General features: G+C 46.1%; 21 protein-coding genes. 11 read left to right on the top strand and 10 right to left on the bottom strand.

All coding sequences use genetic code 11. The annotated features are described in order from the left end of the window. The 8 genes from AC0YN4_RS25620 (at window position 1) to AC0YN4_RS25585 (ending at window position 12,660) form a co-directional block, all read left to right on the top strand. A complete protein-coding gene (locus AC0YN4_RS25620; RefSeq protein WP_475783274.1) occupies window positions 1-1,656 on the top strand; it encodes an extracellular solute-binding protein in 1,656 nt (551 codons plus the stop codon). 146 nt (window positions 1,657-1,802) lie between these two features. Beyond that, window positions 1,803-3,866 (top strand): alpha-galactosidase, encoded by a 2,064-nt coding sequence (locus tag AC0YN4_RS25615; protein WP_475837122.1) that lies wholly within the window; start codon window positions 1,803-1,805, stop codon window positions 3,864-3,866. A gap of 57 nt (window positions 3,867-3,923) precedes the next feature. After that, window positions 3,924-6,476 (top strand): glycoside hydrolase family 97 N-terminal domain-containing protein, encoded by a 2,553-nt coding sequence (locus AC0YN4_RS25610; protein ID WP_475783272.1) that lies wholly within the window; start codon window positions 3,924-3,926, stop codon window positions 6,474-6,476. Between the two features lie 198 nt (window positions 6,477-6,674). Then, entirely contained in the window at window positions 6,675-8,414 is a 1,740-nt protein-coding gene (locus tag AC0YN4_RS25605) for an ABC-F family ATP-binding cassette domain-containing protein (protein WP_475837121.1), read from the top strand. Window positions 8,415-8,781: 367 nt separating this feature from the next. After that, window positions 8,782-9,837 (top strand): phosphotransferase enzyme family protein, encoded by a 1,056-nt coding sequence (locus tag AC0YN4_RS25600; protein WP_475783270.1) that lies wholly within the window; start codon window positions 8,782-8,784, stop codon window positions 9,835-9,837. A gap of 201 nt (window positions 9,838-10,038) precedes the next feature. Beyond that, window positions 10,039-10,200 carry a DUF1328 domain-containing protein gene (locus tag AC0YN4_RS25595; protein ID WP_475783269.1) on the top strand — a complete coding sequence of 54 codons (162 nt, stop codon included), beginning with the start codon at window positions 10,039-10,041 and terminating at the stop codon, window positions 10,198-10,200. A gap of 63 nt (window positions 10,201-10,263) precedes the next feature. After that, a complete protein-coding gene (locus AC0YN4_RS25590) occupies window positions 10,264-10,668 on the top strand; it encodes a YflT domain-containing protein (protein ID WP_475783268.1) in 405 nt (134 codons plus the stop codon). 234 nt (window positions 10,669-10,902) lie between these two features. Continuing rightward, complete coding sequence (locus AC0YN4_RS25585) at window positions 10,903-12,660, top strand: glycoside hydrolase family 36 protein (RefSeq protein WP_475837120.1); 1,758 nt, start codon at window positions 10,903-10,905, stop codon at window positions 12,658-12,660. A 106-nt stretch (window positions 12,661-12,766) separates the two neighbouring features. On the opposite strand, the gene AC0YN4_RS25580 is transcribed toward AC0YN4_RS25585, so the two are convergent. Next, window positions 12,767-13,195, bottom strand: a complete 429-nt coding sequence (locus AC0YN4_RS25580; RefSeq protein ID WP_475783266.1) for a MarR family winged helix-turn-helix transcriptional regulator — start codon at window positions 13,193-13,195, stop codon at window positions 12,767-12,769. Between the two features lie 119 nt (window positions 13,196-13,314). On the opposite strand from AC0YN4_RS25580, the gene AC0YN4_RS25575 reads away from it, so the two are divergent. Next, the gene (locus AC0YN4_RS25575; RefSeq protein WP_475837153.1) at window positions 13,315-13,902 is read left to right on the top strand and encodes an NAD(P)H-dependent oxidoreductase; all 588 of its coding nucleotides are present in this window, start codon (window positions 13,315-13,317) and stop codon (window positions 13,900-13,902) included. Window positions 13,903-14,024: 122 nt separating this feature from the next. Here AC0YN4_RS25575 and AC0YN4_RS25570 read toward each other — a convergent pair whose 3' ends face one another. After that, window positions 14,025-15,113, bottom strand: a complete 1,089-nt coding sequence (locus AC0YN4_RS25570; protein ID WP_475837119.1) for a sensor domain-containing diguanylate cyclase — start codon at window positions 15,111-15,113, stop codon at window positions 14,025-14,027. Between the two features lie 197 nt (window positions 15,114-15,310). On the opposite strand from AC0YN4_RS25570, the gene AC0YN4_RS25565 reads away from it, so the two are divergent. Continuing rightward, window positions 15,311-15,634, top strand: coding sequence for a hypothetical protein (locus tag AC0YN4_RS25565; RefSeq protein WP_475837118.1), 324 nt, complete (start codon window positions 15,311-15,313; stop codon window positions 15,632-15,634). Window positions 15,635-15,718: 84 nt separating this feature from the next. On the opposite strand, the gene AC0YN4_RS25560 is transcribed toward AC0YN4_RS25565, so the two are convergent. From AC0YN4_RS25560 to AC0YN4_RS25530, 7 genes are all read right to left on the bottom strand, one after another. Next, complete coding sequence (locus AC0YN4_RS25560; protein WP_475783264.1) at window positions 15,719-16,417, bottom strand: YheC/YheD family protein; 699 nt, start codon at window positions 16,415-16,417, stop codon at window positions 15,719-15,721. 127 nt (window positions 16,418-16,544) lie between these two features. Next, window positions 16,545-16,976 carry a hypothetical protein gene (locus AC0YN4_RS25555; protein WP_475783263.1) on the bottom strand — a complete coding sequence of 144 codons (432 nt, stop codon included), beginning with the start codon at window positions 16,974-16,976 and terminating at the stop codon, window positions 16,545-16,547. Then, window positions 16,973-17,179, bottom strand: a complete 207-nt coding sequence (locus tag AC0YN4_RS25550) for a helix-turn-helix transcriptional regulator (RefSeq protein WP_475783262.1) — start codon at window positions 17,177-17,179, stop codon at window positions 16,973-16,975. Before AC0YN4_RS25550 ends, AC0YN4_RS25555 begins: the two co-directional genes overlap by 4 nt. Before the next feature lie 214 nt (window positions 17,180-17,393). Continuing rightward, complete coding sequence (locus tag AC0YN4_RS25545; RefSeq protein WP_475837117.1) at window positions 17,394-18,575, bottom strand: NAD(P)/FAD-dependent oxidoreductase; 1,182 nt, start codon at window positions 18,573-18,575, stop codon at window positions 17,394-17,396. Window positions 18,576-18,625: 50 nt separating this feature from the next. Further along, window positions 18,626-19,060: a DUF1641 domain-containing protein gene (locus AC0YN4_RS25540; RefSeq protein ID WP_475783260.1), complete on the bottom strand. Its 435-nt coding sequence runs from the start codon at window positions 19,058-19,060 to the stop codon at window positions 18,626-18,628. Window positions 19,061-19,246: 186 nt separating this feature from the next. Then, window positions 19,247-20,008: an SDR family oxidoreductase gene (locus AC0YN4_RS25535; RefSeq protein ID WP_475837116.1), complete on the bottom strand. Its 762-nt coding sequence runs from the start codon at window positions 20,006-20,008 to the stop codon at window positions 19,247-19,249. Between the two features lies 1 nt (window position 20,009). Continuing rightward, window positions 20,010-20,387: a MerR family transcriptional regulator gene (locus tag AC0YN4_RS25530; protein WP_475783258.1), complete on the bottom strand. Its 378-nt coding sequence runs from the start codon at window positions 20,385-20,387 to the stop codon at window positions 20,010-20,012. 181 nt (window positions 20,388-20,568) lie between these two features. On the opposite strand from AC0YN4_RS25530, the gene AC0YN4_RS25525 reads away from it, so the two are divergent. Next, on the top strand, window positions 20,569-21,153 hold the full coding sequence (locus tag AC0YN4_RS25525) for a Crp/Fnr family transcriptional regulator (RefSeq protein ID WP_475783257.1): 585 nt from the start codon (window positions 20,569-20,571) through the stop codon (window positions 21,151-21,153). A 21-nt stretch (window positions 21,154-21,174) separates the two neighbouring features. On the opposite strand, the gene AC0YN4_RS25520 is transcribed toward AC0YN4_RS25525, so the two are convergent. After that, window positions 21,175-21,882: a DUF4386 domain-containing protein gene (locus tag AC0YN4_RS25520; protein ID WP_475783256.1), complete on the bottom strand. Its 708-nt coding sequence runs from the start codon at window positions 21,880-21,882 to the stop codon at window positions 21,175-21,177. Between the last annotated feature and the right edge of the window lie 118 nt (window positions 21,883-22,000).

The following is a 22,000-nucleotide window of genomic DNA, read 5'->3' as shown; positions in this document are numbered from 1 at the left end:
ATGAAAAAAAGACTCATCTTGGCAGGGGTACTAGCAAGCATTATGCTTCTGAGCGCGTGCAATACAGGCAACAAAAATGCGGGAAATAACGCATCCGAAGCCGAGAAATCAAACGAAGCATCGAACGAGACATCAAGCGCGGGATCAAACAACACGCCGAAGAAACCCATTACGCTAACGTTGTTTGACAAAAACGTGGGCGATCCGTTTACTAACCCTGTAGCAAAGGAAATCACGGAACGTACAGGCGTGACTATCGAGATTCAGCAACCTACCGGCAATCCGGACGAGAAACTGAATTTGATGTTAGTCAGCGGGGATTTGCCGGATATTGCCCTGATTGACAGACGCGTAGCTACCTTGAATAAATATATTGCCGGCGGAGCCTTGATTCCGCTGAACGATTTAATTGACAAGTATGCTCCGAATATCAAGAAGCGCTATGGTGACGTGCTTTCCAAAAGCGTGTACGAGGATGGCAAGAATTATTATTTGAACAACTGGTACGGATTGGATCCCGATCCGAACTGGGCAATCAGTATGCGCATGGATGTCCTGGAAGAGTTCGGATATGGCGAACGCGCTAAGGCCGGGGACTCCTTTTCGCAGGAAGAATTCCTGGATCTGCTGAGAAAATTTAAGGAGAAGTATCCGAATGTAGATGGCAAACCTTCCATACCAATGACAGTGAACGCAGAACAAATGCCCGCCATTATCGGTTCATTCAAGGCGATGTACGGGATGAAAACGTATTATGAGCATGATGGCCGTCTCGAATTCATAGTCCGAGATCCGCGTTACTTGGAAATGATCAAATATATTAACACGCTCTATACGGAAGGTTTACTTGACCGTGAATGGGGAATCAATAAAGCTCAAAATTTTGAACAGAAAACGGCCAGCGGACGTGTGTTTGCAACGGGTGGCGGTATCGTGAATGAAGCCAACAATGCATTCCGCACGCAATACGGCAAGGATACCAATCAACTGTTCTACGCGTTTAAAGTAACGGCTCCAGGCGTTGATCCGGAGAAGACGACATACGGCCCTCGTAGTTCTTTGGGTTGGGACGGAGTCGGCATTACGGTAGCGAATAAGCATCCGGAAGAAACGATCAAATTTCTGGACTTCCTGGCAAGCGAAGAAGGCCAATATTTGCTGATGTGGGGTAAAGAAGGAATGAACTGGACCATGGAGAACGGTGTTCATGTACCGAAACAAGAAGCGTTGGATGCCATCAGTAAAGATTGGGCGGAATTCTCGAAAACGACAGGCGCGCGCAAATGGACTTGGATGATTCGTAATGGATTGGGCGAAGACGGCACTCCTTATGACTTAATGTTCCGTTACAACAGGGATAACGTGAATCAACATGCATTGAAATCAATGGCAGGATCCACTTGGGATACCGCGCTTTATGATGATCTCGGTCCAAAGGGAGGCACGCCTGACGCGTTGAGCGAACAAAAAATCAAGGATATTATGGACAATGGCTTCTCCGCTATGGTGTATGCAACATCAAATGATGAAATCGACGGTATGTATAAAAAGATGATTGCCGAGATCGATGCAAACAGCGCAGTGAAAATCGAAGATATTTACTCGACTAACTATAAGGCTCGTATGGAATTGTATCAGACTGCCGAAGGCAAATAAGCATGTAGCAATACCGAAGAGCATCGCTTGTATCATGGGGCAGAGTGCGGCAGGCGTACTCTGCCCCATGTATTCCAGGAGTATGAAATCTATATGCAAGGAGACGGAGAATGGCTATTTTCATTGGAGAGAACAATGTCTTTTTGTTGAATACCAAAAACTGTTCGTATAGCTTTAGCGTAGATCGGGAAGGGCTGCTGCGGCATCTTTATTGGGGCTCGCGCATCGATTCCATTGAAGATTTCAAGAATGAGCCCTATGTATGGGAACAGGGTTTTCACTCCATTAATGACGTGAAGAGAGAGGAATGTTCCTCTTTCGGAACCATGAGGTTCAAAGAAACTTCTTTCAAAGTAACTTATGCCGATGGCACGCGAGATTTTCGTTATCGTTATGTGAAGCACACCATCCAAAACGACGAACTCACGGTGATCTTGGAAGATACGGTGTTTCCGCTTCAGATGATCTTACATTATAAGGTGTATGAAGATGTGGATATTATTGAGAAGCGCCGCACGGTCAAAAACTGCGGCAGCGAAGTCGTTGTAGTGGAACGTTTGCATTCAGGGGAGTGTTCATTACCTGGAGCGGGTTGGAATCTGAAAAATTTTAACGGCATGTGGAATTCCGATTTTGATGCTTACGAGCAAAAGATAACAGGTGGAAAAACGGTGCTGGAAAGTCTGCGGGGCGCAACGGGTCATGTGGCAAATCCCAGCTTTATTCTCTATCAAAATGCGGGAGAAACATACGGAGAAGTCTATTATGGCGCGCTGGCATGGTCGGGGAATTTCAAAATCGTATTGGAGCAAACGCCGTACGCGTATTTAAATATTCTGGCCGGCATCAATGATACGGATTTTGAATGGCGTTTGACGGCGGGGGCAACTCTGGAAACGCCGGCTCTTTATCTAGGGTATTCTCCGGATGGATTCGAAAGAATGTCGAACGCAATGGGTGAATTTTCTAGAAAATACGTGATACCGCAGCCTTTGGCAGGTAAGCCTCTTTCCGTTTTATATAACTCCTGGGAGGCAACGTATTTCGATGTGAATGAACAAGCGCAGCTCCAACTAATAGAAAAGGCAGCCCAAATCGGTGTAGAGCTATTCGTCATGGACGACGGATGGTTCGGACAGCGCAGCGATGACCATGCCGGCTTGGGAGATTGGCGTGTAAACGCCGTAAAGTTTCCTAACGGACTGGCACCGTTGACCCAGAAGCTGAAGAGCTACGGCATGCAATTCGGTTTGTGGATCGAGCCGGAAATGGTCAACCCCGATAGTGAATTGTATCGCACGCATCCCGACTGGGTTTACCGTTACGCAAGTCGTCCGGTGATGGAAGGTCGCTATCAATATATGCTGGATCTTACAAGGCAGGATGTACAAGATTATATTATTGGTGAAATCGATCGATTACTTGCGGAGAATGAAATCTCCTATATCAAATGGGATATGAACCGAGGGTTGAGCGAGGTTGCTTCCGCGATCTTGGATCGTAGTGAATTCAAAAGCATTTGGTACCGGCACACGGCAGCATTTTATCATATTATTCAATCGTTGAGGGGGCTGCATCCCGAGGTAGAGTGGGAAGCTTGCGCAAGCGGCGGCGGCCGAGTAGATTATGGGACGATGCGTTATTTTGACGAATTCTGGCCAAGCGATAACACGGATCCTTTGGATCGTTTGTCTATTCATGAGGGATATAGCTATCTATACCCGATCAAGTATATGCGTGCCTGGGTAACGGATTCCGGAAATAACGGCAAACGAGCCATGCCTTTGTTGTTTCGTTTGCATTGCTCCATGTGCGGCGCGCTTGGGATCGGTCTCAACCTAAATGAGTGTACGGAAGAGGATTCGAAACTCCTGGAGAAATACGTGGCGCTCTATAAAGAAATTCGTTCGATTATTCAGTTCGGGCAATTGCACCGCTTGGCATCGTTGCCGGTGGATGGGTTGCAGGCCTTGCAGTATGAAAACGGGAAGGAAAGCGTATTGTTTGCCTTCTTGGATCACCCCTCTCGCTGGCGTACCGTATTTACCGTTCGTCCAAGAGGATTGGATGCGAAAGTCTCCTATCGCGTAGAAATAGAAGGGCAGCAACGGCAGACATATTCCGGTGCGTTTCTGATGAACAGCGGTCTCCCTATTTCATTAAATCATGATTATGCCAGTTGCATGGTGCGCTTGCTGCCGGAAAGCTAAAGATAAATGTTTGTTACCGTTTAAACTTATAAATACGACGTACAGGAGATTGTATCTATGTGGAAACTGTATTCGCCTAATCATGCTGTCTGCATAACGATTTTTGAAAATTCAGAAAAAGAGTTATGGTACGAGGTCGAGCGCAATGGCAAAGCGGTAATTGAGCAAAGCAAGCTCGGGTTCGAAAGCGATTTGGAAAATTTCACGAAAGCCTTTCGGTTTATAAAGGAAACACGTGCCGTTATCGACGAGACCTATTCGTTGCCAGCGGGTAAAAAGGCAGTTTATTCGAATTATGCGAATGAGCTGACGTTAGAGTTTGAGTGTGGAGCGTATACGTTCGTACTGTGCGCGCGTGCTTATGAAGATGGTGCTGCTTTCCGCTATCAAGTACTGTCCGACGTAGAACAACCTATGAAAGTCATGCGCGAAGCAACGAATTTCAATTTGGCAGAGGCCTACGACGATTTATGGTTGCAGCATTTGACAAGCAGTTATGAAGCTACCTATGACCATACCGGATGGGAAGACAAAGCGGGCAGGGATTATGGAATGCCAAGCGTATTCCACGCCGACAATGGCGGTTGGGTCATGCTTACGGAAGCACAGGTGTATAACACGAACGGCAGCTATTGTTCTAGTCACTTGCGCGGAGCCGGAGGCCGCAGCATGTCTTTGGAGTTCGCCCCGGAAGAAATGGGAAAGCCGCTTTCCTGTAAACTCCCGTTCTCCTCTCCTTGGCGCGTCATCGTGGCGACGGACGATTTAAACGAATTGGTCAATACGACAATAAACTATAACTTGAATCCGCCTTCCGTAATCGAAGATACAAGCTGGATCAAACCGGGGCGTTGTTTATGGGCTTGGTGGGAATATATGAATAGCGCACAGCTGTACACGGAGCAGAAACGTTATGTGGATTTTGCGGCAGGGATCGGATTCGAAGGGCTCACCGTGGATGCGGACTGGGATATTACGTGGCTGAAAGAGTTGTGCGATTATGCCCATTCGAAAGGGATTGTCGTATGGCTGTGGAGCGCCATGCAATATATCGATACTCCTGAAACGGCACGGGAGAAAATTTCGCTGTGGGCCAGTTGCGGGGTAGATGGTCTCAAGGTGGACTTCTTCCAGAACGATTCTCAGCACACGATGTGGCAATACGAGATGATTGCCGATATGATGACCGAGCATCGGCTGATGATTAATTTCCATGGGGCAACCAAATGCATGGGCGAAGGACGCACATGGCCGAATTTTATGACGGCTGAAGGGATTTTGGGCCTTGAACATTATATGTGGAGCGGCTTGCCGGACGCACGACATAATTGTACGGTTCCGTTTACGCGCAATGTGGTCGGTCCGATGGATTATACGCCGACCGGATTTTCGAACACGAACCGAAATACAACGTTAGCGCATCAAATGGCGCTTTCAGTCGTATTTGAATCAGGCGCTTCGCACGTTGCCGCTTCCATTTATTATCTAGAAGCGTGGAGGGGGACGGATTTTTTACGCCGCATGAAGCCCGCTTACGATGAAGTAAAGGTGCTGTCCGGATTTCCGGGTCATCATGCAGCCATTTTACGCCGCTCGAAAGAAGAATGGTTGATTGGCTGCATTACGAACGAAGCCATGATTTTGCGTCTGCAAATGGATTTCCTGCCCGAAGGCGAGTTCGTGGCCGAAATTTACGAGGATGACTCCAGCGGCGAAATGATGAAAGTAAGGCGCTGCAAAGTGACTTTCGACTCGGTGTTAGAACTTCCGCTTCTAAAAAGCGGCGGTGCGGGCATTTATATCGCAAAAGAGATGTTGCCATTGCCAAAAGGGATTGCTTCCGGTTATATGAGCGAAGCAAGAACGGAATATTGGGCGCAAGCGGCACGAACGCTGCAAGGAAGCGAGCCCGTGGTTTATGAGAATGAACAGGAAGCCGTATTGCTGAATGGCAGTGTTGTTTTTTCAGTAAAAACAACCGCCGCACCCCAAACAATAAGACTGTTCTATGCAGCAAAGGAGCCTTGGACACTGCGTGTAAGCGACGGAATCAACAAGGTGGAAATGGAAATGCCACAAAGCGGCTCTAATAAAATATTCCTTGCCAAAGACGTGGTATTTCCCTTCGCTGACGGCGAGAGTGCTTTGTTCATCGAACGTATTGCAGGAGCTGTGCCCGCTTTGGAAAGAATCCATATTATCGATAACAAACCGCAGAAAGAATTATATGTTCCTGTCCGGAAAGGCAGCCTGAGCGGTGGCGCAGAATTTGTTCTGGATGCGTCAGGCAGCGAGAAGGCTACAGGTCTTGGTAACGGAGGCGAGCTTAAGTTTGACCACATTATGCTGCCTAAGGATGGCTACTATTTAATGCGCTTCGACTACTGCGCAGGGGAAAGCAGAGACCTCAGCATAGAAGTGAACGGAGGAGCCGACACGTACAGAACAAATTTGCACAATACGGCAGGCTGGGGTTTCCCGACTTGGGATATTAAAGATCAGCGTGAAATCCGCATCCGGATGCAAGCGGGTAACAATACATTGCGTCTATATAATGATCAAGGTCGGGCAGTTCATATATACGGCTTTGCGATTACGGCAGATGAATAAGAACCAAGAAACCACTCCTTGTCGGGAGTGGTTTTGTCTTTATATACTTCGGCCTCTATATACATGGAGCTTTGACCCCAAGGGATGGGATACAAATCCGATTGAAGTTGGTTGTAATCAGTGTTACTCTTACAACGGTAAACTCATCATTTATGTTTTCCAATACAACTAAATTTAGTTATCAAGAAAGGTAACACTATGATAAAAGTTGAACGCTTATCCTTCTCATTTCCGCAAAAAGAACTATATAACAACATTTCGTTTACGCTTGAAGAGGCACAACATTGCGCTTTCATAGGTACAAGCGGCAGCGGGAAAAGCACATTGATTGATATCCTGATGGATCCGGAAAGATATCTGTTCGATGGCAAATTAGAGATGGACCCCGATTGCACAATTGGATTTGTAAGTCAGTTCTCAGAACTGGATAACACGAAAGAAACAACCGTTTTTGACTATATCGGGGAACGCTTTATTAAGATCCAAAATGAAATTGCAGCTATTTGTACGGAAATGGAAACGACTTCGGATATGGATGCGTTATTAGAAAAGTATCAATCCGCTCTAGATGCATTTGATGCAATCGGCGGGGAAGATTACGAAAGCAACATTAATAAGAAATTAAATCTGGCAAACCTGATGAAGCTGAAAGATTATAAGGTATCCGATCTGAGCGGCGGGGAATTCAAACTTATTCAAGTGATGAAGGAAATGCTTAATCGTCCTGACTTGATGATTATGGACGAACCTGATGTATTTCTAGACTTCGAAAACCTCAATGCGCTTAAAAAACTGATAAATGCTCACAAAGGAATGCTGCTGGTTGTTACGCATAACCGCTATCTATTGAATCATTGTTTCAACAAAATCATACACCTTGAAAACACGGAGATCCAAGAGTTTGATGGGCGATATTTGGAATATACCTTCTCCTTACTTCAGACAAAAGTGGAGTTGCAAGAAATCGCAGTCGCTGAACAGGAAGAGATTGAGAGAAACGATACCATCATTAATAATCTTAGAGTTATTGCAACTTATAATTCAGAAGCATCCAGAGGGAGAGCGTTAAAAGCTCGAGTTAGATTTCAAGAAAGATTGGAAGCGCGTAGAATTAAAGCGCCATTCGTTGAAATTAAGCAGCCGAATATCAGCTTTGGTATGGATCATAAATTGGAAGACACCATTGTTGTCAAAGTCCATAATTACAGTGCGGCCTTTGATGAGTTGCTTCTAGACAATGTTAACTTTGCGATCAAATCTACGGATAAAGTGGCCATTATTGGTCCAAACGGTACCGGGAAAACGACTTTACTCCGAGATATCTTTACCAATAGTCAGGATTCAATTGAAATCAATGCTGATGCTAAAGTGGCTTATTTATCTCAGATTCAAGGTGAAATGCTAAAGGATTCTAATACCATACTGGAAGAATTTATCGATGCGGGGTTTAAAACCTACGATGACATTAGATCGTATCTGTTGGACTATGGTTTTGAAGGCGAAATCGTCAGTCAGAAGATAAAATCGTTATCAGGTGGAGAAAAAAACATCCTTCAATTGGCTAAAGTTTCTGCCAGTAAAGCAAACGTATTGCTTCTTGATGAACCGACAAGCCATTTGGACACCTATACGCAACTAGCACTGGAGAAAGCCATTGAAGACTATCAAGGTGCGATTCTCATGATTTCTCATGATTTCTATTCTGTAGTAAATGGCATGGATTATGTGTTAATCATTGAAGATAAGAAGATCAGAAAAATGAGTATGCACCATTTCAGAGAGATGATTTATGCCAGTCATTTTGATAAAGACTATCTGGAAAAGGAACAAAACAAGAGATCAGTTGAAATGAAAATAGAATTGGCTTTAAAAGAGACTAATTTTGAACTTGCAAAAGGTTTGGTTGATGAGCTAGAAGGGTTGATTAAGTTGCTTTAGATTTCAACCGACTAATGTCGAATAGGCGGAGGATTTACAAGAGTCGCATCGGAAATGTAAATGTTACCTTGGTCATCGACGGAAGCGAAGAAGATATCGTCTTGGCGAACGCTTTTCGCTTGTAATCGCGAATTCAGCCAGGTGGTATCTTTCTTTATATAAGAAAGCGTAGTTTTGTATAAGAAATTTCCTCCATTTAATGGATAGCGAGGAAACAATCCGCTGCAGTAGACCGATCAATATGATTGCTATTGCGATTTCCATCCACATGCAAGCGTGACCGCCTTTCATCAAATCAAGATATTCAGTTCATAATCCTATCGTACCCTATACAATATCAACGTTATACGAAAAGAGGCGACGACAGATGAATGATGCGATTGACTTCTCGACAAATGAGAAAGGGATTCGGCAGGGGATTCGTGCGCAGCCTACACAAGAATTATTGGCCTATATCCAATCTGTCTATGACTTAGATACTTCGAGTTCATTTACCGATCTTGGTGGGGGATACAACTTGAATGTGTTGGTTTCCCACAGGGGAAAACCTCATGTTGTACGAATATATCTGCCATCCGTTTCTAGGGAGCGATTAGAAGGGATACATCAAGCTATGGCGGCGCTGCAAGGCAAGGTGCCAAGTGCTGTATTATTACCCACTTGTAATGGTCGGACCTATTGCGCATGGGGAGACCGTCTAATAACAGCAGAGGAATTTGTGCCCAATAATGAAACAATGGATACGTGGGAGCATTTGACGATAGGTTTACCTGTATTAGGTCGTATTCATTCTATCTTCGCATCCTTGTCTGTGCATCATGATGTTGGATTTAAACCCTTCGCCAATCATATAGCAGCTGAAACTGCTCTATCTATGACCCGTAAAGGGGTTGCTCGCATGCGTACTTGGGCAAATATGACCGATTACGAACGACAGGTTGCAGATACGGCTGAAGAGTTGGCAGTGCGTCTGGATAAACTTGAGCAGCGCCTTCCATGTCAACTGGTTCATGGCGATTTTTGGGATAACAACGTGCTTTTTCAAGATGACCGACTTGTTTTCGTAGGGGATTTTGACTTTATGGGAATGCGTCCACGCATTGATGATGTAGCATTGACGTTCTATTTCACAGATGCCAAATATACACTGTTTCATCCAGATAACAGAAATCGGTTCATGCAATTTCGTAAGCTTCTACAAGCCTATAACGAAGGACTCGATACTCCATTATCCGCCAATGAACGTGCTGCGTTACCGTTAGCTATGGCTAGACAACCTTTGTGGGGCATAGGAGGCTGGGTGACACGCTTGGAAGATGATGATGCCGCTCGAAAGTATGCTTCCGACATGTTGTGGTATGTCAAATGGGGATTATCAATAGTAGATTCGCTGGATGAATGGCGTGAAGCATTTCAGCCGTGAGCATTTTTACACAGCTTGGGCAGATCTGAAACAAGCTAATTTCGTTGTAAAATGGTTCGAAAAAATCCTTTCGATTAATAGCCGTAAAGCACACCAGTTATGGTGGGCTTATTTGCCATGCGGTTGTTTCAACTCTAACCAACCCGGTTAATCCAGTATCAAGCAAGGGAAACAAGTTATTTGGAAGAAGAGGTGATTGTTATGCTAGGATGGGCAATGGTGTTTTTCATCTTCGCAATCATCGCCGGCATATTCGGCTTTCTCGGTATCGCATCAGCGTTAGCCGGCATCGCGAAGATTTTATTCGTAGTCTTCCTGGTTATGTTCTTGGTTTCATTGATTTTCGGAAGACGACGAGTCTAGGTACAAACTGCTAGTCTCAAGCTTCAATCAATTCTAATCATTTATGAACAAGGAGGAATTACAATGACAATTCAAACGATGACGACGAAGGTACACACGGTGGACAACTTGAACGAGGTTCAACGAGAGGTCAATCGCTTCCGCACTGAAGGCTACAATCCAAACAACATCTTCGTATTGGCCCATGACAAAGACAGGACGACCAGAATCGCCGAGAACACGGATGCCGAGCAGATTGGCGTAAGCGTTGAGGGCGTCGGCACGGCGATTGCTAATGTGTTCCGCTCAACCGGCGACGAGCTTCGTGCTAAGATGAGGTCACTCGGAATTTCCGAGCCCTATGCCGAGCATCTCGAAAGTGAGATGGATGGCGACAAAATCCTCGTCATCGCCTGGGGCGGAAGAGAATACCTAAACGATGAATATGACGATGCCATTTACTACTACCCGGGATATACGCCTTTTTAAGGCTAACAGACTAGACCTATAGAGATCAAAGACCTGCCCCTGAGGGCAGGTCTTTAATCTGGTTGACCACGTTTAAGTATGCTAAGATGAAAACAGCTCACGAGGGATTTTTCTGGATGAAATGACAGGTTATGTCCACTTTCATTTACACGAAATCCATTCGTGGGCTTCTTTGTTTTGCCTAAACGCGAACCTTATTACTACTGCTACCAATTGATGTCGGAGGATGGAACAATGGGCGAAAACAGATTTCATTTGAACCAGGCGGATGGTGTAGTTAGGCTGATGGGAGAAAGGTATGAAGCCCCTCCTCCTAATGTCCAGCTGCAGACGGAGTGGAATGGGGACAGCTGCTCTTCCAAGGTGATCAATCACGGGCTTGAAGATTATTGCATTAGAGAGATTGTACTTTTTCAGAGGGATTTGCCTTTCGATGCAGATACGACTGTCTACGGTGAAGGCTATAGCATGCTATCGCAATACGTCGGTACGATCAATAGCGTTAGTACCATTACGGGTTATAGTGATCATGATCACTACAAAATTCCGCAAGCTGAGGGCTTCCAAACCGTTTACAATCTCGCATTACTCTCGCCTAAGGAAGCCAATCCGATTCTTATGGCATTTACCTCTTGTCACCGATTTAACGGAGAAATTCGTCTGGGTCAAGGAACAATTGAAATTGTGCTCGTAACGGATGGCGTTTGCTTGGAAGCGGGTCAAACATGGCAGCTGGAAGATTTCATTATAATCGAAGGCCCAAATCAGAATGCGCTATTCAAACAAGCAGCCAAGGCTATTCGTACGCATCATCCCCTCTTAACTACGGAAGAAATACCGACGGGGTGGTGCTCCTGGTATTGGTATGGCACTGAGGTAAGAGAAGAGGATGTTGAAGCCAATATGGCTGTAATGTCCACCGAGTATCCGGAACTCAAGTGTGTCTTAATTGACGATGGGTATCAAGCCTACATGGGGGACTGGTTAACTCCGGGCCCGGGTTTTACGAATATGAAGGAGCTTTGCCGTTCAATTCTGGACAAAGGGCTGGAGCCGTTCATTTGGGTTGCTCCCTTTATTGCGGAGAAGGATTCGAGCTTATTCAAGAGTCACCCGGATTGGTTTATTAAAGACGCAAGCGGGAAGCCGCTCCCTTCGGATGAAGTTTCTTTTGGCGGCTGGCGCAACGGCCCGTGGTACATGTTGGATGGCACGCATCCGGATGCACAGAACTACTTAACGCATGTATTTAAGACGATGAGGGAAGAGTGGGGCTGCAACTATTTTAAATTAGATGCGAATATGTGGGGCGCTCTCCATGGCGGTACTTATTATCAGCCTAATACCACAAGGGTAGAGGCTTATCGCGAAGGGATGAAGGCTGTGCTCGAAGGGGCAGGAGCCGATAGTTTTATTCTCGGTTGCAATGCGCCGATGTGGCCTTCTCTTGGCGCAGTTCACGGCATGAGAGTATCCGACGACTGTTCAAGAACATGGAATACAATAAATAAGAATGCTGCGGAAATCTTCTGGCGGAGTTGGCAGCATGACTACTTGTGGGTTAATGATCCGGATTGCGTATTGCTTGAGAATAAAACATCGGAGCAAATCGGTCCATCGGATGATGAATTTCTCTTTCATGCGACATCGATTTATTGCTCAGGAGGAATGGTTCTATCAGGCGATAGTTTGTTGGCGTATTCCGGGAAAACAAAAGCAAGGCTTCGGAAGCTGCTCAAACCGACTAACGTTCCGGCGCAATTTGATGACACGAGCTTCACGGTCGGCAGAATCGAACTTGGCCACCGCCAATTGATTGCTGTGTTTAATCGGGAAGATACCCCCGCTATCATGGAAGTGAGCCTGCCTCAGCCTTGTCGGATCCGCGACTTCTGGACGGATGAGGAGCTGGGGTTTCATGCTGAGCATCTAACGGTTGAACTTCGTCCACATCATGCCAGACTTTACGTTTGTGCAAACAAAGGGTCATAAGTAGGCGAACCCTGTGTAAAGAATATAAACGAAAGAACCTCTTCGAAGAAGTATCGGAGAGGTTCTTTCGTTACGGTCTGAAAGACGCAAGGCGAACCGACTTTCATCAATAAAAAACTTTAGAGCTCAGAAGATCGAGCGCGCGCTCAATGTCCTTTCGTTCTTGATCGGAAACCGTTTCAATTCGTTTGAGAAATTGGGCTTCCGCGGCCTGAAAAGACGATGTCATTAACGCTTCCCCTTTTTCGGAAAGCCGAATAGACTGTCTGCGCTTGTCCTCTGTTTCCGCAGCTTTTTGGCAAAGCTGTTTTTCGCTTAGTTTCCTTAGCTCTCGGCTGGTGTTTGGCATGGACATATGCATGCAATCGCTGACTTCGCTAAGAGTGACAGGTTGATTAATGGCAACGTACTCCAGAATTTTATATTGAAGGGCCGTAATTTCAGTTGATCGAGCGTCCTTTGTCATCTCATGCGTCGTTTGATGGACGGCAGATATGAAGGTAACGAATTTTTGAAATAACGCGTTCGTAAGCATCAAATCACCTCTTTAAGAAACAATAGCAAACTGATTATCAAATAACAATTATCATTTGACAACAAAAATAACAATGTGCTATTTTATTGTTATCAAATGATAAGTAAGAGGTGAGCTTTATAAAAACGTTGGTTATTTTTACACACCCGAATCATCAGAGCCTGAGTTATGCTTTTTTGCAGGAGGTCGTTAACGGATGCAATGGGAATGGTCGGATCGCAGAGGTAAAGGTACTGGATTTGTACGAAGAAGGGTTTAATCCGGTTCTGATTTTTAACGAGAATAAGCGCAGGAGAGACATGCACATGGACCCGGATCTTGCCGTGTATAGAGAGCAGCTTCTTTGGGCCGACAAAATTGTACTCATCTATCCGATTTGGTGGGGGCGTCCCCCGGCTTTGCTTCTGGGCTATATCGATCAGATGTTTGCTTCAGGATTTGCTTATAGGGAGAAAGGCGGTGCTTTTCCGGAAGGTCTTCTGAAAGGCAAGTCGGTCGTTTGCATCTCCACCATGAAAGGACCGGCTTTTTATCCTATGATCTGGCTTCATAACGCCCATAAAATAATAATGCGAAGAGCGCTCTTCAACTTTGTGGGCATTAAAAATGTAAAATTCTTTGAGTTTGGCAATATGGAGAGTTCACGAGGCAAGCATAAGGAGAAACTGAACAAGGTTAATCGTTATTTCCTCACGATTAACCAATAGACGGGTATAGGATACCAATGGCGTATTCTTGCTTTGATGTGGGGCCGGCTGTCCGGGCGGGATCATTGCAATTGCGCTGTTACTGTATGCGCCGATGGCCCAAGGTGGATGCTTGTTACTTGTTACGGGATGAGTTCCCCATTAACCGCAATCCGATTGGTGCCGCTCGACTTGGCGAGATACATCGCTTGGTCCGCCGCACGCATGAGGTCGAGCTCCGTCTTGCCCTCTGCCCATAACGTACAGCCAACGCTGGTGGTCATGGGGAGTTGAAGCTCCTTAATCTGCATGGGTGACTCCAGTTGCTCAATTAACCGTTTGGCAACTTGCATCAAGCCATCAAAGTCGTTCTGCAGCCATACCGCCACAACGAACTCATCGCCGCCTACGCGCGCGACCAGATCGGATTCGCGAATGACATGCTTGATGCGATTCGCGAATTCTACAAGCACGAGATCGCCGACTTCATGGCCGTAAGTATCGTTGCATTGCTTGAATTTATTCAAATCGAGGTAGAACACGCCGAATAAGCCTTCTTCTTGACCGACGCGATTCATCCAGCCTTGGATGCGAACGCTAAAGCCTCTACGATTAAGTAACCCCGTCAGAATATCGCGCTCTGTCAATTGAATAAGCTCGTGCTCTAGTTTCTCGCGTCTTTCTATTTCGGCTCTTAATTGAACCAATAATTGCTCGTAATCATTCAGAATCCGAATTTTGTCGTCGTAGTTGACTTGTTTACCCAGCTCGGAACCCAGAGCGAGCGATAACAATTGCAGCGTCTCGATATGGCGGCTCGAGAAAGCATCAGGTCGGCCGGAGATGACTTTCAACACACCGACAGCGTTGCTGGATTCAAACAAGGGAACGCAGACCATGCTTCGCGCGCCGACTTTCATACACGCTTCCTTGTTGACGCGATCATCCTGCTGCGTATCCGGGGAATACAGAATATCTTTCTTCGTTACGCACAATCCCGACAAACTGCCGTTCTTATTCAGTCGAATGCCAATATGAGGCTGCAAAGTACCGCTGACGGCAGCATACACCATTTCGTCTCCCGCCAGCATCTCGATGGTAGAACCGTCGGCTTCTGTTAATAGGCACATCCGATCGCATATTGTATTCATAAATAGCTTTAAATCAAAGTTAGACAGCAGCATCTGCTGTTGAACTTCCATAATGACTTTCAGGCGACGGTTCTCTATCATCGACCCCATATCCCTCCATGCTCGCATAGTAATCTGCCGATTATTTAATAACATGCTAGCACGTTTAAATAGGTTTGTCAGCCGAGACGCAATCGTATGGGCAAACGCACTTTTTAATTCTTGTCCACATTTATACCTTACCAAAATGATAGAGATGCATTTAATAAATAATCTCAATCATAAGGGAGGTTTTGAGGATGGGAAATAGAGGATCCATTGGGTATGACCCTGTTCAGATTTATAACTCCACTTCGTATACTGCGTTTGGGAAGGTTGAATATGCATCCATCTTTTGTAGTGACGACAATTATAGGGTTGCGAGTAATACGACTTGGAGAGCTTCCAGCCGTGGTGTCTGTTTGTTGACTAGAATCACCGCAACGGTTATCACGCCGAGTGGAAATATTGATGCGCAACCTTATACTTCTTCCGGTACTTCTTTCAGCGATTTCGCCATTATACAGGTAGGGGCAAATCGGTTCCAAGTGACGCGCGTTGTAAGTGCCAGAAGACGTAAGTAACTACCAAAGCTGCATACTCCAAAATAGGTAGCAAACATGACAAGACGACTAGCCGAAGTTTAATGGCTGGTCGTCTTGTTCGCTTTAATGGTTCTTATACCATAATATTCGGCGAAGCATCGAGGTATCTTTCAAGAGCCGGAAAGGGCGCAAATCCGGTTGATAATTGCCTTCAATAATCCAAATCCGGCGGTTCCGGTCGATGCCTATATCGAACCCGACTTGTCTAAGCTCAGGGTAACGCTCCCCCAATCGTTTGGCAGCCAATAGTGCGATCCGTTCCGCTTTGGCCAGCATGCGCCGATCTCCGATTCGGGCTAATTTAAGCGCCTGAAGCACCGGAATGGTGCGACTGGTCACATTCGTGACCAAATATCCTTGCGCCGCCACTTTCGCGTAGGAGCCGGTTATTTGCCAAGGGGAAGAAGAGCCTTTTGTTCGCTGGGCCATGATTCGAAGGTCGAATGGCTTGTGCTGAATTTGAGCAAGCTGCAGACGCCTTTGGACAATATATCCGCGAGCTCTGTTTCTTTGACGGAGCCATTGGAGTAACTTATCGGTGCCTCTCATGGTGACCGCATTCTTCTCGTTTTGCATACGATAGGTGTTCACGCCGTTCCGTTTAATGAACACGATATCCCTGCCATAACTCCCGTCGCGAGGTTTCAGTACGACGCTGCGATAGTGAAGCAGCATCTTCGATAAAGCGTTCTTCTTCAGCAACTGTGTTTCCGGCAACCGTCCGGCGAGAGAAGGGCGAATGCGAAGGAGGCGATATTGCAACCATTTGTCTCTTTTGATTAACAATACAATCACAGCCTTTTTCAATCTTATATATGGTAATTCTAAGTCAAATCAGCGTTCAGCATAAGCGAGTATTCGTCTATATTTATGAGCCGAAAGCCGTTCACTACATTTCTTTAAAGTACTTGTAACGGTAATAAGAGTTATAACCAAGAATAACCATATAAGCAACAACTAATAGCACGACCATGATTAAATCGATACCCATCAAAGCAAAGGATGTAATTAAAGCGCCAAGCACAAAAACCATCATGTCATAGGCTTTCGCCTTTGCCCGATTAGCGATGGCTAAGTTACGCTCATCGTTCTGATCAATCTCCAGCTGCTTTGCTGCGGCGGGATTCTTCTTCATAGCGCTTCGGAGGATTATTTCTCCCATAGCATGACCGAATAGGCCGCAGCCAAGCCCGACGCAGATATAAGGCAACGCTCGCAGCAAACCTTGTGGATCTTCCATGGTTTTGATGAAATACACACCAACTGCCAGTAGTCCTATGCCTGCAACGGTCAGAAAATAATACGAAATCGTTTTATTCATACAAGTTCATCCTCCTCATAAATAAAGATTTCTTCGATGCGCATACCGAAAAAACGAGCAATCTTGAACGCTAAAAGAATGGAGGGATTATAACGCCCGTTTTCCAGCGAACCAATCGTTTGTCTAGAAACTTCAAGAGCCGTTGCTAATTCTTCTTGTTTAATTCCGCGTTGCTTGCGAATTTCTTCTAAACGGTTGTTCAATGCGTTCATCCTCCTTATGGAAAGCTAGCTTCCCATAAGGGGAGTATAGGGTGCGATGTACGGAATGTCAAGCACGCTTTCCATTTCTAGAAGCAAGGAGTCATCTACAGTCTGGGCAGATCAAATAAACAAAACAAAAACGGTTGCCCTTCCCGCACCTATGCAGGAAAAGCAGCCGTTTTCTTGTCGCGTTATTGCCCAGCACTAGCTAGCCTTAGAAATAAGCGAGAGAGGATAATCCGTTAATGTGCGTTAGATAACGGACATCGCTTGCTTTTTTCATCAGGGTGGCCGGCAGACCTTTCAGTTCGATGCCTGTCTCGCCGATAAAGCCGACGGCGTCCTTGCGGCCAAGGCTGGCAAGCGTACCGGAGAATACATATTGGAATTCCTTCATGCGGATACCCTTGAAATTTGCCGCGATATTCGCGCCCGCTTGCTCGCCCATCTGCCACGCCAGCTGCGCGCTCTCCGGAAGCGGGTTTCCTTGCGGGCCTATAACAATTCCGCAATCGCCTGCCACGAATACATCGGGATGAGAAACGGATTGCAAGAACGGATTCAGGACCGCCCGCCCGCGATTCACCTCCACGCCGCAATCGGCAACAAGCGGATGGCCCTTCACGCCACCGGTCCAAATCAAGGTATTGGCATCGATCCTTCTTCCGTCCTTCAAGCTTACAGTTGCCCCGTTGACTTCGGTGACCGCGAGCCCGGTAAGAAGCTGTACGCCTCGCTTCTCAAGGCTTTCCGTCGCCCGCTGAACTAATTCCGCGGGAAACCCTTTAAGAATAGCCGGGCCGGCCTCTACCAGTAACAGCGAGATGTCCGCATAATCGACATTGTATTGGCGACATATACCCGGGAGTTCGTCGACAAGCTCGCCGATGACCTCTACGCCGGTGAGGCCGCCGCCGCCAATGATGAAGGTTGCATCTGCCTTGTTCTTCGTCCGCGCATATTGGCTGATTCGTTCAATGATGTGCTTGTTGATCCGGTGCGCGTCGCATACCGACTTAAGGCTCAGGCTGTTCTCCTGAAGACCCGGAATCCCGAAATAATTGCTTTCGCTGCCTAAGGCCAAGACCAACGCATCATAGCTCAGCAAAGAACCGTCTTCCAATACGACCTTGCGGGCCACGGGGTCGATTTGTTGAACCGTCCCGATTTTCACTTGGATGTCTTTATTTCTCAGAAGCTTATTTAAAGGCAAGGCAACGGCCTGATCGGTAACGTTTCCTGCGGCAAGACGATGCAGCTCGGTAACGATTTGGTGCGTCGCAACGCGATTAATAACGGTAATAGCAGCATCTTCGGCTGTTAAATGGGCTCGTGCGGAGAGGGCGCTCAGTAGTCCCCCGTAGCCGGCGCCGACAATCACGATTTGTTTTCTCATCTTAAAGTCCTCCCCATGGATCAAGATAATTGGACGACGTGCGGTGCGGTTTATTTCTTTCTCTCACCTAGAATATCCAGATAGGCCTGACCGAACCGAAGCATCCTCTGCAGCTCCGGGTTTTTCAGCAACTTCAACATGCCAAGCAAACCGATCGTTTCATTGCTTTTCTCAGCCCGGTCAGAGGCCTCGATAGCCGCGGTCGCAATGGCCTTGATCTTTTCTTCAATCGGAATCGCTAACTCCTTCATGCTCTTCGCGGTATCTGCGAGAAGCACGCGGTCTGAAAGCACCTTCTGGGTGAAATCGTAAGTCTTTATAAGTTGAGTAGAAATTTCGGCAAGTTGGGGCAAATGAAGAATCAGTGCAGTTAAGGCTTCCCGTACTTCCGGTTTCGCCAATTGTTCCATCACATCCGGATTGACGTTACCTTGTGCCTCCGCTAAATTCCCTTGATCGGACTCGAGTATAGATGTATTCGACATGCCAAGTTCCCCCTTCAAGCAGTGTAGGTTGTCCTGCTGTATATATAACGATTTAAGGACGGTTTTTGTGATGATTATGGGGATAACAAGGTTATCCAGTTGGAGTTATTATTCAAAATACACGCGGAAAACATACAGCAAAAATCCCAGCAACTTAACCGGTGGCTGGGACTGCTTGCGTTCTGGTTATTCAATTGTTTTTCTCAAAGACTTATACATAGCGGCTACATGTTCATCGACTTCATCCCGTGACATGCGTAAGCGATTTACAGAAGTACCATATCCAATCTCGGTGTCGCCTGCCGTTAATCCCTTGAAAATGCCATCTGCGAAGTCATTTAGCGGTTCACCATGCGTATGCAGTCCCGCACCGCCTAAATCGGTATTCACCGCCGGGGGAGCGACTTCAATAACTGCTACAGAAGTGTCAGCAAGCTGGTGTCTTAAACTCATCGTAAACGAATGAAGTGCGGCTTTCGTTGCTGAATAAATCGGTGCAATCGCAAGTGGAGTGAAGGCTAAGCCCGATGTCACATTAATGATTGCCGCGTCTTCTTTGGTCGCAAAATAGGGAGCGAACAGCATAGAAAGATGGATAGGCGCTTCTATATTTGTTGTAATTTCTTGGTTGAACTCACGCCAACTATTCTTAGCGTCCGCCTTCAATACATGAAAGCGTTGCTGGATCCCTGCATTGTTAACTAACACATTGACCTCCGGATAACTCGCCGTCACCCAATCAAATAATGCTGCGCGCTCGGATTCCGAATTCAAATCGCTTACTCGCGTGATCAGCGCTGGATATTTTTCTTTTGCCTCCTGAAGGACATGTTCGCGCCGTCCAGAAACAATGACTGTATTGCCGGCTTGAATAAAGCGTTCTGCAAAAGCTAATCCGATTCCGGCACTTCCGCCCGTAATGAGTATTGTGTTCCCTGAAAGGTTCATTCTAATCCACCTTCTCTATAGATTTTCCGTTTGTATATCGAGCAATTTTGTCGTCAATTCCTTTTAACGCTTCAGTCATCAACGAAATTTCAGCCAGCACAGCTTGCTTGTGAGCGTTCATCATTTCAAGTCGGAGTGGAATGGTGTTTGCCCCTTCCATAATCCAATCCATGTACTGCTTTATACCGCTTATGGGCATGTGCGTGTTCTTTAAACAAATAACGGTCTCAAGTAGTGCCATTTGTTTTTCTGAAAATAGCCGCCTGCCAGCTTCATCGCGCTCGATCAGGGGGAGCAGTCCTTTTTTTTCATAATACCGTATCGTAGATTCCGGGATCGTTAATTTCGCTGCAGCTTCGCCAATAGAACGGTACTTCATCCGGAGACCTCCATAATCTATTCCTGTCGACAGGAATAGAATACGACTTAAACCATGGTTTAAGTCAACATCGAACGATTCATTTCGGCAGGCCTTTATTTATGCCTTCTCTTTATCAATCGCCCGTATTCGTGTAGTACAATGGGGATAACAGCCGTCATTGTAGAAGGAGAGAGTGATCATGGAACACATTTTATTCACCTATATGACGAAATTGACCTCCTTAAGTGAAGAAGAACAACAAGCGATCGTGAACGAAATTCATATCGAAGAATTTAAGAAGGGAACCATCCTCCTTAAACAAGGAGAGGTACCTGCAAAATGTTATTTCGTTCTGAAGGGATGTATCAGGCAGTACTCGAACGATGAAGAGGGGAACGAGGTTACATCGAACTTTTATACCGAAGAGCAGGCGATTGCTTTTTTCAATCATCATAAGGCAGACAAGTCATCCGACTACACCATTGCGTGCCTAGAAGACTCTGTGGCGGTGGTTGGCGACCTGGATATTGAACAGGACATGTATACCAAATACACGCAGTTGGAGTCGATGACTCGTAAGATGATTGAAGAGAACTTTAGTCAGGTGCAGGCGGAATTTGCGGCGTTCATTGCTTCTTCACCTGAGGAACGCTTCAAGGCGCTGCTAGTGAAACGACCTTCTCTAATCGACCGGGTACCGCAGCATCAATTGGCGAGTTTTCTCGGCATGACCCCGGAGTCTTTAAGTAGAATTAAGAAGAGAATGCATCGCGAATATACATAGCTTAAAATCAGGTGAATATGTCTATTTTCCTCCCCTGAATAGCAACCATAACCCAAAGCCGAGTTCTCCCGCTGTCATGGGGACAGTAAAAACAATTTCGAGTATCTTCCCGACTTCCTCATAATCCGCAAAAAATAGTTTACTCATGTGAATCAAGATATAGCCAATAGAAGCTAGAAGCAGCAGGATGCCGATCCATCGTGGTACGTTGTTTGATTGGAGAGCCAATATTCCCAAAATCAGCAGATGCGCGCCAAAGACGATTAAACCAAAGGACCAAATGGAATCAAAGGCCTGTAAATGTAACATCACTTGTGCTCCAAGTTGATTGGAGGTATAAGGTGATACATAATCGGTGCTGTACGTAGTCATCGGCAGCACGAATAATAAATTGGCGATCGCTATTCCTAATAGGGTCGCATAAACAAGACGGAGCCATGCGCTGAGCAAGGCTAGATATTTATTGGTTGATTTCAAGAACACGTAGCATGACCAAGCGACCACAATATCGCACAGCAGGATGATAATCCAACCGAAGATTTCGGCTTTGAATAGATGTTGATGCGAAATCATGTACTGGAGTACGGCGCTTGCATCCCCCTGTTTCAAAATCCTTGCATGCACAAAGCCATACGAAAAAATGGCGGCAAGCGTCATGATCATGAGCGCTGTACCGCCAGTTAAAGCCGACTTTCGCTGATCCGATATCTCTCTTCCTTGGCTAACCATTAGAGACCCTCCTAGATGTACGTGGTAATTTCATTGTATCTGGGAGGGTTTTTGCTTGCATTGACTTAAGTCAATGCATCGCCGACGGATCGTTGATCCGATCACCTCGTACAAGGAG

This window comes from Paenibacillus sp. J22R3 (genome assembly GCF_056269305.1).
The sequence above is the reverse complement of the archived record's forward strand: the minus strand, read 5'-3'. Positions and strand labels throughout refer to the sequence as shown.

Coding starts and splice junctions, on each gene's coding strand:
- AC0YN4_RS25525 (WP_475783257.1), top strand. CDS start 20,569: ATGGAACACATTTTATTCACCTATATGACGAAATTGACCTCCTTAAGT.
- AC0YN4_RS25565 (WP_475837118.1), top strand. CDS start 15,311: ATGGGAAATAGAGGATCCATTGGGTATGACCCTGTTCAGATTTATAAC.
- AC0YN4_RS25530 (WP_475783258.1), bottom strand. CDS start 20,387: ATGAAGTACCGTTCTATTGGCGAAGCTGCAGCGAAATTAACGATCCCG.
- AC0YN4_RS25545 (WP_475837117.1), bottom strand. CDS start 18,575: ATGAGAAAACAAATCGTGATTGTCGGCGCCGGCTACGGGGGACTACTG.
- AC0YN4_RS25555 (WP_475783263.1), bottom strand. CDS start 16,976: ATGAATAAAACGATTTCGTATTATTTTCTGACCGTTGCAGGCATAGGA.
- AC0YN4_RS25540 (WP_475783260.1), bottom strand. CDS start 19,060: ATGTCGAATACATCTATACTCGAGTCCGATCAAGGGAATTTAGCGGAG.
- AC0YN4_RS25610 (WP_475783272.1), top strand. CDS start 3,924: ATGTGGAAACTGTATTCGCCTAATCATGCTGTCTGCATAACGATTTTT.
- AC0YN4_RS25585 (WP_475837120.1), top strand. CDS start 10,903: ATGGGCGAAAACAGATTTCATTTGAACCAGGCGGATGGTGTAGTTAGG.
- AC0YN4_RS25580 (WP_475783266.1), bottom strand. CDS start 13,195: ATGCTTACGAACGCGTTATTTCAAAAATTCGTTACCTTCATATCTGCC.
- AC0YN4_RS25570 (WP_475837119.1), bottom strand. CDS start 15,113: ATGATAGAGAACCGTCGCCTGAAAGTCATTATGGAAGTTCAACAGCAG.
- AC0YN4_RS25600 (WP_475783270.1), top strand. CDS start 8,782: ATGAATGATGCGATTGACTTCTCGACAAATGAGAAAGGGATTCGGCAG.
- AC0YN4_RS25520 (WP_475783256.1), bottom strand. CDS start 21,882: ATGGTTAGCCAAGGAAGAGAGATATCGGATCAGCGAAAGTCGGCTTTA.
- AC0YN4_RS25535 (WP_475837116.1), bottom strand. CDS start 20,008: ATGAACCTTTCAGGGAACACAATACTCATTACGGGCGGAAGTGCCGGA.
- AC0YN4_RS25590 (WP_475783268.1), top strand. CDS start 10,264: ATGACAATTCAAACGATGACGACGAAGGTACACACGGTGGACAACTTG.
- AC0YN4_RS25620 (WP_475783274.1), top strand. CDS start 1: ATGAAAAAAAGACTCATCTTGGCAGGGGTACTAGCAAGCATTATGCTT.
- AC0YN4_RS25605 (WP_475837121.1), top strand. CDS start 6,675: ATGATAAAAGTTGAACGCTTATCCTTCTCATTTCCGCAAAAAGAACTA.
- AC0YN4_RS25595 (WP_475783269.1), top strand. CDS start 10,039: ATGCTAGGATGGGCAATGGTGTTTTTCATCTTCGCAATCATCGCCGGC.